Raw genomic sequence first — 11,501 nt, 5'->3', positions numbered from 1 at the left:
GGTATGGCGGCGTGACTCACAACCAATGGCCTCCGGCAAACCCGGGGCGGTTCACCATTTCGCCGGGCTTGTTGAGCGTCACGAATGCGTTGTTGTCCCACGTACAACACCAAAGGGTGATGTACGTTGACGAAACCGGCGCACCCTTCGTCATTTCGTCCATGATCTTGGCGAGCAACGGGAGCGTTTTGGGCATTCGCGTGAAGCCCTTATCCGCGTGGAAATCCCACACCCATCGTTTATCAATGCCCGGCCAAAGATGCTCTCGCAACGCGATCTGCTTTTTTGCAATTGCCCCAGCTTCACGTCCCGAAACCATCTGCGTAGCCCTTATTCGTCAAAATCGACAAAAATGCTTCTACAGCACTTATCATTATTTATCATGGACTTAGATAGATATTTGCGACGGTCGAATCTAAATATACGACATTTTACATGTATGAGTTTTAGCCATACATTTCACCTCTTCGACGCGACATGCAACATATGTTGCGATATGTGTTCGGTAAGTTATTAAAAATGCTGATAAATATTGTCTTCAGCACAGTAATGCCGTCATGCCACGTCATGCGGTCATGCGGTCATGCGGTCATGCTGTGATGCCGGGGAGAGTGCAGAGAGGGGGTGGACCATTGACGGCTTGGTCAATGAACAGATATAGATCGTAGCTACAACGTGGCTACGAATTTGAGAGGTGTTAGATGAGTGCGGTTGATGTGGTGCGGGCGCGGATCGAACCAGGCTTGAAGAAAGAGGCTGCGGCGGTCCTGTCTTCAATGGGATTATCGGTGTCGGACGCAATCCGGCTGCTCCTTACGCGCGTGGCAACGGAAAAGGCCCTTCCGTTCGAAGTGCGCACCCCCAACGCCGGAACGCGCGAGGCCATTCAGGAATTGCGTGACGGTAAGGTTGCGGGCTTTGATAGTGTGGCGGACCTAATGGTAGATCTGAAGGGCTGAAGCTCAACGCCGGACGATGCCCGGGCGACGGCGCCGGGCCGGCCGCTCAGCCGGCGAAGTACGGCTCGGCCACGCCGCGCACGCCGGGCACCGCCATGAACACTCCGCCGGCGCAGGGCTGCGACGCCAGTGCCGCCGCGGTCAGGCCGCGCCGCGCGCTGGTGACGAACAGGTGATCGAGATCGAGGCCGCCGAACGCGACGCTGGTCGGGCGTTGCGCCGGCACCTTCAGTTCGGCGATCGGCTCGCCCGCAGGGGAGAGGCGCCGCACGCACCAGCCATCCCAGAAGGCGATCCACAGGCAATCGTCGGCATCGACGGTCATGCCGTCGGGATGGCCGTCACCCTTGCCGAACTGCGCGAAGACGCGGCGATTGGCGACGCTGCCGTCGGCCGCCAGGTCGAAGGCATAGACGCGCTGAAGCGCTGAATCGGTGTGATACATCGTCCGTCCGTCGACGCTGAAGGCGGGGCCGTTGGTGATGCGGTAACCGTCGTCGATCCGGGTCGATGCAAGGTTCGGGTCGAGCCGGTACAGCGCGCCGCTCGCCTGCCGCTCGTGTCGGTCCATGGTCCCGGCCCAGAACCGGCCTTCCCGGTCGACCTTGCCGTCGTTGAAGCGATTGCCTTCACGATCCGGCTCCGGGTCGCCCAGGACGGTGATGGCCGCGCCGATCTCGACCGCGAGAAAGCCGTCATGTCCCGCCCCGACGAACCCGCCGCCGGTCCGCGGCGCCAGCGTCGAGACGTGGATCGGCACGTCCCAGGTTCGCACGCCTTCGGTCGCGGACCAGCGGAAGATCTTCTTGCCGACGATATCCACCCAATAAAGCGCGGCGTCGCGCGCGACCCAGATCGGCCCTTCGCCCAGGATAGCGCGGACGTCGGCGATGCAGTCCATCTCAGTCCCGTTCGGCGTCGACGATGAGCGCCATCACCTCGGCGATCAGCTTGGTCATCGCGCCGTGCCCCGTCATCGATCAAGTCGGACGACCGGCGCGGCGATGGCGGGATGGCCGACCACGGCGATCCGGATCGTCATGCCAGCGGTCCCAGCGCCGCGACGAAGCCGCGCGCCTGGGCACCGACCTGCGCGGCGGTCTGGCCCGGTTTGTAGAGCGCGCCGCCCAGCCCGAACCCGTTAGCGCCCGCGTCGGCATAAGCCGCCATCTTGTCCGGTGTGATTCCCCCCACCATGACGAGCGGCACGTCCTTGGGGAGCACTGCCCGTTGCGCCTTGACGACCGCGGGCGGCGCGGCCTCGGCCGGAAAGAGCTTCAGCACATGCGCGCCGGCGTCGAGCGCGGCGAACGCTTCAGTCGGCGTGAAATAGCCGGGCGCCGAGACCAGCCCGGCGCGTGCGCTGGCGGCGATCACCGCGCTATCTGCGCCGGGCGACACCACGATGCCGCCGCCCGCATCGGCGACCCGCGCCACGTCATCGGCGCGCAGCACGGTCCCCGCGCCGACCAGGGCTTCGCCGCCGAACGCGCGAACCAGGCGCGCGATACTGTCGAACGGCGCCGGGGAGTTCAGCGGCACCTCGATGATGCGGATGCCGGCCTCGATCAATGCCGCGCCGATCGCTTCGACCTCGTCCGGCGTCACGCCGCGGGTGATGGCGATGAGCGGGCAGGCCGCGAAATGGCGGCGAAAAGCAACGAGGGCGTTCATCACAGCATCTCCGCAATCAGCCGGATGCCGGCAAGGAAGGCCTCGGCGCCGTCCACCCGGCGCGTCGCCACGCCGCGCATGGCCAGGGCGGCGGCATAGAGCGCACATAGATCGGGCCGACCGATCAACACGACTTCCCGAGCGGGGGCGGCGGCGTCCTCCGCCAGGGCGGCCCGGACGTCGCTTCCGATCAGCAATCCGCTCGCGAACGAAGCCGGCTCGCCGACGCTTTCGCCGAGCAGGTAGCGCGCGCGAACGCCGAACAGGCCCGAAAGGACGTCCCCCCCGGCAAAAGCCGCCGCGACACCCGCCGAAAAGCTGTCATCCGGCGCCGCCGGCCCCCGGAGCTGCGGGGCCAGGATGCTGTGCGTCCTGAGCAGGTTAAACAGCTCGCCCGTCATCATCGTCCGGAACCGCGCGATACGCCCGGCCTGCAACCGGATCCATTTGGCATGGGTCCCGGGATGGCAGACTAGGCCGTCCGGCGGCGTCACGCCCATCGCGGCGGCGCCAAACACCTGCACCTCCTCGCCGCGCATCACATCGGCGCCAGTCCCGGCCGCCCCGCACTGGCTCACCCCGGGCACGATGCCGGTGCGCCCGGGCTCGATCCAGACGATCGCCGCCGCCAGCGCCTCGGCGCCAACGGGACAGGGGAAATAGGGTGCCTCGCGCCAGCCGCGATCCGACCCGACCATCCCGGCGAGTATCATCGGATCGTCGCCCAGCCGCTGCCGGATCGCCGCCGCGGCCGCCGGGAAGCCCCCCTCCGGCACCGCTAGCAGGCCAAGATCGTCTTCGAACGATGCGGAAATTACGCCGTCCGGCCCCACCCGCCAGGCGCGCCGGTTGGTAGTGCCCCAATCCACCGCGATATAGCCGTCGTGCCAGGTCATGCTTGCTCCAGAGGTTGCCCTGCGGAATCCGCCGAGCCCGCGCGATATCTTTCGTGCGCCTGTATTATCCTTGCAGGCACATGATCATAAGATAAATGCTTAGAGTGCGGCGCCATGAAGCACGAGGTCGAGATGGAGCCGAAGATCGGCGCCGGGAGGAAGGGCGCGCCGCCGGATAGCGGGTTATCCGGCTAGCCTGCGTCCGCGCCGGCGCCGATCTTCGGCCCATTTGCAGGGCAGGGCTGTCAGCACGCTAGATGGCTCGGACGTGGTTGGAAGTTCCCATGAAGATAAGCCGTATCGAGACTTTCCTGGTGCCGCCGAGATGGCTGTTCGTCCGTATCGAGGCTGACGATGGCGCGTTCGGCTGGGGCGAGGCAAGCCTTGAGGGCCATGCCGAAGCGGTCGGCGGCGCGTTCGAGGCGATCCGGGACCGCCTGATCGGCGCCGACCCTCGCCGCATCGAGGACAATTGGCAGATCACCTATCGTGGCGGCTTTTATCGTGGCGGCCCGGTGATGATGTCGGCGCTGTCGGGCCTCGACCAGGCGCTGTGGGATTTGAAGGGTCGTCATTACGGTCTGCCGGCCTGGGAAATGCTGGGCGGCCGGGTGCGCGACAAGGTGCGCGCTTATGCCTGGATCGGCGGCGACCGTCCCGAGCACATCGCCGACGCGGCCAGGGCGCGCCGCGAGCAGGGCTTCTCGGCGGTCAAGATGAACGCGACGGCCGAGCTCGACTATCTCGTCTCGCCGCGCGCGCTGGAGGAAGTGAGCGAGCGGGTCCGCGCGGCGCAGGCGGCCGGCATGGATGTCGGCCTCGACTTTCACGGCCGGGTCCATCGCGCGATGGCCAAGCAGCTTGCCAAGGCGCTCGAGCCGCTCGGGCTGCTGTTCATCGAGGAACCAATGCTGTCGGAAAACGCGGAAGCGCTGGCCCGGATCGCCGGCCTGACCGCGACGCCCATCGCGCTTGGCGAAAGGCTCTATTCGCGCTGGGACTTCAAGCCGTTCCTCGCTTCGGGCATGGTCGATATCATCCAGCCCGATCTCAGCCATGCCGGCGGTCTCTCCGAATGCCGGCGGATCGCGGCCATGGCTGAGGCGTTCGACGTGGCGGTCGCGCCGCATTGCCCGCTCGGTCCGCTTGCCCTGGGCGCCTGCCTGCAACTCGCCGGTTGCACCCCCAACGTCGTGCTGCAGGAGACGTCGCTCGGCATCCACTATAACCAGGGTCACGATCTGCTCAGCTTTTGCACGAACCCTGAGGTTCTTACCCCCATCGACGGATTTCTGCCGATCCCGACCGGGCCGGGCCTCGGCATCGAGATCGACGAGGCAAAGGTACGTTTGGTCCAGGCGGAGCCGCATCGCTGGCGCAACCCGATCTGGCGCCAGGCCGACGGCAGCGTCGCTGAATGGTGAGCCGGCGGTTCGGATGACGCGTTAGCGTGGCTGCGCAGGGCGGCACCGCACCAAACTCGCTCTTCCGCGAGTTTTCAAACGGACTTTTGGACCGCCCGCACGATATCCGGCCGGGCGTCGTCCACGTCCTTGACGATTGCGGCGGCTGCCGACAGTTGGTCGGATATGATCCCGAAGCGGGATGGCGACGAGCGGCATCCGGCTCGGCGGATCGACGTACCGCTGCACAAGGCGGTCAGAACAGGAAGGACCCGTCGCATAGCGCGCGCTATCGAAAGGGTTCTCGTACAGCAGACTGAAGACCAGAAGGGTTCGGAGGGGATTTTTACCATGATGATGCAGCGGAAATCCGCGCTCGGTATGACGAGCGTGCTCGCGATGATTCACGCCGTTCCGGCCCTGGCGCAGACGGCGCCGGCGCCTGCCGGACCGGCGCCCGCCGCCGCCGCTGTCGGCCAGGCCGGCGATGATGTCGCCGGCGCCGGCGACATCATCGTGACGGCGCGGCGCGTCGAGGAACGGCTGCAGGACGTGCCGATCTCGATCACGACGTTCAGCCAGCAGCAGCTCGCCAGCCGCAACATCACGACGGCGGCCGATCTTTCGATCTACACGCCCTCGCTCCAGACCGACAATTTCTTCGGCGCGACCAAGACCCAATTCTCGATCCGCGGCTTTGTCCAGAATCTCGGGACCCAGCCGTCCGTCGGCGTCTATTTCGCCGACGTCGTCGCGCCGCGCGCCCCGGCGGTCAACGTGCCGGCGGGCGACGGCGCGGGCCCGGGCAGCCTGTTCGACCTGGAGAACGTGCAGGTGCTGAAGGGCCCGCAGGGGACCTTGTTCGGCCGCAACACGACCGGCGGCGCGGTGCTGCTCGTGCCGCAGAGGCCCAAGGACACGCTTGGCGGCTATGTCGAGGCATCCTACGGCAATTACGACATGAAGCGCATCCAGGGCGTGTTCAACACCCCGCTCGGCGATCGCGCGCGGCTCCGCATCGGCGTCGATCATATGGAGCGCGACGGATATCTGCGGAACGACAGCGGCATCGGGCCGGGCCGGCTCGCCGACGTCAATTATACCTCGATTCGCGCCAGTCTCGTGGTCGATCTGACGCCCACGCTCGAAAACTACACGATTGCCTCCTACACGCGCTCCCGGACGAACGGCGATCAGCAGAAGCTCGCGGTCTGCGATCCGGCGGTGGGCCTGGGTGCGCTCGCCTGTGCCCAGCTCGCCGGCGAAGCCGCGAAGGGTGCGGACTTCTTTACCCTCCAGAACGTCATACCCGAATCGACCGACAATCTGACGCAGTGGCAGGTCGTCAACACCACGACCTGGCAGGCCGGCGACAATGTGACGATCAAGAACATCGCCAGCTATGCACAACTTACCGAGCGTTATTCCTCGGGCGTGTTCGGCACCGTGCTCGACACCAGCCTGTTCGTTCCCTTCTATGCCAAGGGCACCGTCGTCGGCCTGAACAGCTTGCAGCCCGCCCCCAATCTTCCCACCGCCGACCAATATACGATGACCGAGGAGTTCCGCGTCCAGGGCACGAGCCTGAACGGGCGGCTGAACTGGCAAAGCGGCGCCTATCTTGAGGTCAGCCAGCCGCTGGGCCAGTCGGGCTACCGCATCCAGACGCTCGTCAATTGCGCCAATCTCGATACGCTGGTCTGCAACAATCCGCTCGGCGCGGGCGGGGTGATCGAACAGACGGCGCGGACCCGGTTCCACGATGTCGGGCTCTATGCGCAGAGCACCTACAGCCTCACCGACACGCTCAAGCTGACCGGCGGCTTCCGCTATACCTGGGATCGCGTGAGGACCGACGCCAATTTGCTCAGCTATTCCTTCGCGCCGGGGCCGGTCGCGGCGCCGTCGACCGCCACGGCGTGCGGCGAACCGGGGCTGACGCTGCCGACGTGCGCGGTCACCTTTCGCGAGCAATCCTCGAAGCCGACGTGGCTGATCGACCTCGACTACAAGCCCGGCCGCGACGTGCTGATCTATGCCAAATATGCCCGCGGCTATCGCGCGGGCGGCATCGCGGCCAACGTGCCGTCGCAATTTGCCGTCTTCGGACCGGAAAAGGTCGATTCCTATGAACTGGGGCTCAAGACCAGCTTTCGCGGCGCCGTGCGCGGCACCTTCGATGTCTCCGCCTTCTACAACGACTTTTCCGACCAGCAGCTCAACGTGCTGTTCAATCCCAAGCCGGGGACCAACGTGCCGACGATCAGCGGCATCTTCAACGCCGGCAGGTCGCGTATTTCGGGCGTCGAGGTCAGCGGGACGATCACGCCGTTCCGCGGCTTCACGCTGGAGGGCGCCTACACTTATCTCCACACCGAGCTCAGGAGCGTGAGCCTGGCCGCGACCCCGGCAAACAGCCCCTACACGATCGGCGCGTCCGAATTTCCGGGCGACCCGCTCACCTTCGCGCCGAAGAACAAGTTCACCGCCACGGGCACCTACACGCTGCCGATCGACCCGTCGGCCGGCATGGTGTCCGTGGGCGCGACCTTCGTCCATGAAGACCGCATGCTGACGAATTATGCGAGCCGCGACGCGAACGGCAGGCTGTTCGGCTACTCCTATGTGAAGGCGCGCGACCTGCTAAACCTCAATGCCAACTGGAACGACATCGCCGGCAGCAATATCGATCTCGCGCTGTTCGCGACCAACGTGCTGCAGAAGAAATATTACAGCGTCTTCGCGCCGCTGCTGCCGATCGTGGGCTTCACCTCCGGCACGGTCGGCGAGCCGCGCATGTACGGCCTTCGGCTCCGCTATAGGTTCGGAAACTGATTTTGGAGAGCGCGGCGATGGGCGGTTCGGCAATGCGCATCCTGGTGTTCGGTGCGACCGGCTATGTCGGCCGCCACGTCGTCGCCCGGCTGGTGACGGCGGGGCATGACGTGACCGGCTTCATCCGCAACCCTGCGGATGCGGCACTCGTCGAGACGCAAGGCGCGCGGGCCGTGGCCGGCGATGTGGCGGCGCCGGCGACCATTGCCCTGTTCGCCGATCACGACGTCGTCGTCTGGGCCGCGCAGCTCATGCTCGAGGACGAGCGGCGCTTCGTCGAGGCGGCGCTGGCCGCGCTGGCGGATACGGGCAAGACCTTCCTCTTCACCGGCGGGACCAGCCTGATCTCCGAACGCACCGACGGCGACTGGAGCGAGAACAGCTTCGCCGAGGACGACGCGTTCGAGTCGCGCCGGCAGATCGCCGCGCGGCTGGACACAGAACGCCTCGTCCGGGCCGCCGGCGGCCCGGGCCTGCGCACGATCTGCCTGCGGCCGCCGCTGATCTGGGGCAACCATGCGATCAAGCCGATCGCCGACCTCTACCATTCGGCGCGTGAGACAGGCGCGGTCTGCTATGTCGGGCGCGGCCTCAATTGCTATTCCAGCGTCCATGTCGACGATCTCGCCGATCTCTACGCGCTGGCGATCGAGCGCGGCGTATCGGGGGCGCTCTACCATTCGGTATCGGGCGAGGTGAACTGGCGGATGATGGCCGAGACCATCGCCGCCCATCTCGGCGTGCCGACGCGCAGCATCGGCTTTGACGAGGCGGCGGCGATATGGGACCGCTTCACCGCGCTCATCGTGTTCGCATCGTGCAGCCGGTCGCGCAGTCCGCGCGCGCGCGCCGAGCTCGGCTGGGCGCCCGATCCGGCGCGGCTTGACCTCCTCGGCGAATGCCTCCACCCCCGCTTCCAGACCGCGGAGGAGCGCGGCCTGTCTTCCTGGGTCCGCAAGGCCGGCTGACCGGACCGGCCGCCGCATGATCGCGCTCGAACTGTGGAGCTATACCTTCCGCGACGCGCCACTCGTCGAGCTTGCCCGCGCGGGCGGAAGGGCGGGCTTCGCGCATGTCACCACGACGGTGGGGCAATTCGTGGCGAGCGGCGGCGCGGCGGCCGGCCTGCGCGCGCGGATCGAGGATGCGGGCGTCACCGTCAGCTTCATTGACGGTTTGTGCAGCGCGCTGCCCGGAGTTCCGGCATCGCGCGGCCCGGACGATCCACACGCCGCCACCCTTGTGGATTGCATCGAGGCGGCGCACGCGCTGGGTGCGGGCGCGATCAACCTCGTCCATATGGGGGGAGTGCCGACGCCGGTCGAGCAGCTGGCCGAGGCGTTCGCCAGGGCTTGCCGCCGGGCGCGCGAGGAGGGCCTGCGGCTCGCGATCGAATTTCTTCCCGGCACCGGCATTCCCGATTTGCGCACTGCCGTCGCAATAGTCCGCGCGGCGGGCGCGGAAAACGGGTCGGTGCTGCTCGATACGTGGCATTTCGCACGGAGCGGAGAGACGCTCGAGGAGCTCGACCCGGCGACGGCGATGCTCATCGGCGGGCTGCAGCTGGCCGATCGCTCGCCCGACCAGGACCTGCTGCCCTATGTGCCGATGCGCGGGCGCAAGCTGCCCGGCGCGGGCGCGCTGCCGCTGCGCGAGATCGTCGCGCGCGTGCTCGCCGCCCGGCCCGGCCTGCCCGTGGGCGCCGAGGTGCTCAGCGACGAGATGGACGCGCTGGGTCCGGAGGCGGGTGCGGGGCGGCTGGCGGAGGCCTGTCGCTCCTGTCTGCCCTGATATCGTCAGGGCGTTGCGCCGGCCGATATCCTCCAAACCGCATCTGGATTAATGTGTCGCCGCATGGCGCTCGCCAACCCACTGCAGGATAGATCGATGGATCAGCCCGTTTTCACGCCGCCGCCCCCCGCCGAACCGGTGCTGATCCCGGCCGAGGCTTATATCTCCGAGGCTTATGCTCGCGCCGAGAACGAGAAGCTCTGGGCCAAGGTGTGGCAATGGGCCTGCCGGGTCGAGGAGATCCCCAAGGTGGGGGATTTCGTCACCTACGATATTCTCGATGAGTCGATCATCGTCACGCGCGCGTCGAAGGACGAGATCAGGGCCTATTACAACGTCTGCCAGCATCGCGGCCGCCGGCTGACCGCCGGCAAGGGCTGCACCAAGCGCTTCCATTGCCCCTTCCACGGTTGGCAATGGAACCTCGACGGCACCAACGCGCGGGTCGTCGACAAGCACGACTGGAACGGCCAGCTGACCGACGACCGGCTCGCCTTGCGCCCGGTCAAGGTCGATATCTGGGGCGGCTATGTGTTCATCAACATGGACCCGGATTGCGAGCCGCTGCACGACTATCTGGAGCCGGCCAAGTCGATGCTCGATCCGTTCGAGATCGATCGCATGCGCTTTCGCTGGCGCAAGGCAACGGTCATGCCGTGCAACTGGAAGACCGCGCTCGAGGCGTTCAACGAGAGCTACCACCTCCAGACCTCGCATCCGCAGCTGCTCGAATGGTCCGACGATCTCCATTGGAGCAAGGCGTGGGGCAAGCATTCCAACAGCGGCATGATGCCCTTTCCCGCCAACCGTTTCGCCGGCCAGGGCTCGAAGCGCATCAAGCCGGAGCCGCTGGAGGACGTGCGCGAGGCGCTGGCGGTCAACCAGCAGCATCTGGTCGATACGCTCGACGCCTTTCTCAGCCACTCGATGGTCGAGGCCGCGCAGCGCCTGCCCAAGGAACTGCCCGAAGGCACGCCACCGCTGGAAGTGCTCCAGAAGATGGTCGAATGGACGATCGAGATCGACGCGAAGAAGGGCGTCACCTGGCCGGCGATCACCCCGCAGCACATGCTTGATGCGGGCTATGACTGGCACATCTTCCCGAATTGCCTGATCCTCGCCGCGCCGACCTATGTGCTGGGCTATCGCACGCGCCCGAACGGCTACGATCCTGACAGCTGCATCTTCGAGGCCTATGCGATGGATCGCGTCCCCGAGGGGACCGAGCCGCCACAGCCCGAGATCGAATGGTCGATGGATCTGACCGACGAGAGGTTCTGGGGCCTGATCCTCATGCAGGACATCCACAACATGCCGGAGGTGCAGCGCGGCATGAAGTCGCGCGGCTTCGTCGGCGCGCGGCCCAATCCGGTGTGGGAGCAGGCGGTGTCCAACTTTCACAAGACGCTTGCCGATTACATGGGGACGGGCGCGCCGGTGGTCGAGCCGGTCGGCGAAACGCCCGCCGGGTGACCGCTGGCGCCAATAGGATGGAAAGCGTCATGGAACTCGTTCCCCTCTGCACCGCCCGGTTCGAGGTGGATCCCCCGTTCCAGTTCGGCAAGACGCCCACCGGCCAGCGGTCGCAGAGCGACATCCGCAGCGCCGTCTTCGAAGGTGATCGGCTGCGCGCGACATTGGCCGGCGCCGCCTCGGACTGGCTGATCCTCGCCGGCGACATCGGGACGATCGACGTTCGCATGACGCTGCGCACCGACGACGGCGCGCTGATCGGGCTGCGCTATACGGGCAAGCTCGACCTGTCGGACACCGGCAATCGAACATCGCGCGTCGCGGCCAGCTTCGAGACGGGGCACGACCGCTATCGCTGGCTGTCGCGGATCCAGGCGGTCGGCAAGTCCCGCCTGGAACGGCGCGGCCAGGAATGGAGCGTCCATTACGACTTCTACGAATTGCGCTGACGCGAATTGCGCCGAAGTCTT

At 66.3% G+C, this 11,501-nt stretch carries 11 protein-coding genes; 7 read left to right on the top strand and 4 right to left on the bottom strand.

Going from position 1 to position 11,501, the window contains the following annotated elements:
- Positions 1–16 precede the first annotated feature (16 nt).
- Positions 17–319: a hypothetical protein gene (locus tag ACFE7K_RS07840; protein WP_375397623.1), complete on the bottom strand. Its 303-nt coding sequence runs from the start codon at positions 317–319 to the stop codon at positions 17–19.
- A 382-nt stretch (positions 320–701) separates the two neighbouring features.
- Between ACFE7K_RS07840 and ACFE7K_RS07835 the strand changes: the two genes are divergently transcribed.
- A complete protein-coding gene (locus tag ACFE7K_RS07835; RefSeq protein WP_375397622.1) occupies positions 702–959 on the top strand; it encodes a type II toxin-antitoxin system RelB/DinJ family antitoxin in 258 nt (85 codons plus the stop codon).
- A 46-nt stretch (positions 960–1,005) separates the two neighbouring features.
- Here ACFE7K_RS07835 and ACFE7K_RS07830 read toward each other — a convergent pair whose 3' ends face one another.
- From ACFE7K_RS07830 to ACFE7K_RS07820, 3 genes are all read right to left on the bottom strand, one after another.
- Positions 1,006–1,860, bottom strand: a complete 855-nt coding sequence (locus tag ACFE7K_RS07830) for an SMP-30/gluconolactonase/LRE family protein (protein WP_375397621.1) — start codon at positions 1,858–1,860, stop codon at positions 1,006–1,008.
- Positions 1,861–1,997: 137 nt separating this feature from the next.
- Entirely contained in the window at positions 1,998–2,633 is a 636-nt protein-coding gene (locus ACFE7K_RS07825; protein ID WP_375397620.1) for a 2-dehydro-3-deoxy-6-phosphogalactonate aldolase, read from the bottom strand.
- Complete coding sequence (locus tag ACFE7K_RS07820) at positions 2,633–3,529, bottom strand: 2-dehydro-3-deoxygalactonokinase (RefSeq protein ID WP_375397619.1); 897 nt, start codon at positions 3,527–3,529, stop codon at positions 2,633–2,635. The genes ACFE7K_RS07825 and ACFE7K_RS07820 overlap by 1 nt, the downstream gene beginning before the upstream one ends.
- 284 nt (positions 3,530–3,813) lie before the next feature.
- Between ACFE7K_RS07820 and dgoD the strand changes: the two genes are divergently transcribed.
- From dgoD to ACFE7K_RS07790, 6 genes are all read left to right on the top strand, one after another.
- On the top strand, positions 3,814–4,953 hold the full coding sequence (gene dgoD / locus ACFE7K_RS07815; protein ID WP_375397618.1) for a galactonate dehydratase: 1,140 nt from the start codon (positions 3,814–3,816) through the stop codon (positions 4,951–4,953).
- A gap of 378 nt (positions 4,954–5,331) precedes the next feature.
- Positions 5,332–7,767: a TonB-dependent receptor gene (locus tag ACFE7K_RS07810; RefSeq protein ID WP_375397617.1), complete on the top strand. Its 2,436-nt coding sequence runs from the start codon at positions 5,332–5,334 to the stop codon at positions 7,765–7,767.
- Between the two features lie 17 nt (positions 7,768–7,784).
- The gene (locus ACFE7K_RS07805) at positions 7,785–8,735 is read left to right on the top strand and encodes an NAD-dependent epimerase/dehydratase family protein (RefSeq protein ID WP_375397616.1); all 951 of its coding nucleotides are present in this window, start codon (positions 7,785–7,787) and stop codon (positions 8,733–8,735) included.
- A gap of 16 nt (positions 8,736–8,751) precedes the next feature.
- Complete coding sequence (locus ACFE7K_RS07800) at positions 8,752–9,558, top strand: sugar phosphate isomerase/epimerase family protein (RefSeq protein WP_375397615.1); 807 nt, start codon at positions 8,752–8,754, stop codon at positions 9,556–9,558.
- A 96-nt stretch (positions 9,559–9,654) separates the two neighbouring features.
- A complete protein-coding gene (locus ACFE7K_RS07795) occupies positions 9,655–11,031 on the top strand; it encodes an SRPBCC family protein (RefSeq protein ID WP_375397614.1) in 1,377 nt (458 codons plus the stop codon).
- Between the two features lie 29 nt (positions 11,032–11,060).
- Positions 11,061–11,480, top strand: coding sequence for a DUF3237 domain-containing protein (locus ACFE7K_RS07790; protein WP_375397613.1), 420 nt, complete (start codon positions 11,061–11,063; stop codon positions 11,478–11,480).
- The last annotated feature ends 21 nt before the right edge of the window (positions 11,481–11,501 follow it).

It is taken from the genome of uncultured Sphingomonas sp. (assembly GCF_964244265.1).
Classification (GTDB): Bacteria; Pseudomonadota; Alphaproteobacteria; order Sphingomonadales; family Sphingomonadaceae; genus Sphingomonas.
This window is presented reverse-complemented; position numbering and strand designations above follow the sequence as displayed.

What these genes read in the sequence shown, in the direction of transcription:
- ACFE7K_RS07790 (WP_375397613.1), top strand. Translation starts at nt 11,061, where the DNA reads ATGGAACTCGTTCCCCTCTGCACCGCCCGGTTCGAGGTGGATCCCCCG.
- ACFE7K_RS07835 (WP_375397622.1), top strand. Translation starts at nt 702, where the DNA reads ATGAGTGCGGTTGATGTGGTGCGGGCGCGGATCGAACCAGGCTTGAAG.
- ACFE7K_RS07830 (WP_375397621.1), bottom strand. Translation starts at nt 1,860, where the DNA reads ATGGACTGCATCGCCGACGTCCGCGCTATCCTGGGCGAAGGGCCGATC.
- ACFE7K_RS07825 (WP_375397620.1), bottom strand. Translation starts at nt 2,633, where the DNA reads ATGAACGCCCTCGTTGCTTTTCGCCGCCATTTCGCGGCCTGCCCGCTC.
- dgoD (WP_375397618.1), top strand. Translation starts at nt 3,814, where the DNA reads ATGAAGATAAGCCGTATCGAGACTTTCCTGGTGCCGCCGAGATGGCTG.
- ACFE7K_RS07800 (WP_375397615.1), top strand. Translation starts at nt 8,752, where the DNA reads ATGATCGCGCTCGAACTGTGGAGCTATACCTTCCGCGACGCGCCACTC.
- ACFE7K_RS07795 (WP_375397614.1), top strand. Translation starts at nt 9,655, where the DNA reads ATGGATCAGCCCGTTTTCACGCCGCCGCCCCCCGCCGAACCGGTGCTG.
- ACFE7K_RS07840 (WP_375397623.1), bottom strand. Translation starts at nt 319, where the DNA reads ATGGTTTCGGGACGTGAAGCTGGGGCAATTGCAAAAAAGCAGATCGCG.
- ACFE7K_RS07805 (WP_375397616.1), top strand. Translation starts at nt 7,785, where the DNA reads ATGGGCGGTTCGGCAATGCGCATCCTGGTGTTCGGTGCGACCGGCTAT.
- ACFE7K_RS07820 (WP_375397619.1), bottom strand. Translation starts at nt 3,529, where the DNA reads ATGACCTGGCACGACGGCTATATCGCGGTGGATTGGGGCACTACCAAC.
- ACFE7K_RS07810 (WP_375397617.1), top strand. Translation starts at nt 5,332, where the DNA reads ATGATTCACGCCGTTCCGGCCCTGGCGCAGACGGCGCCGGCGCCTGCC.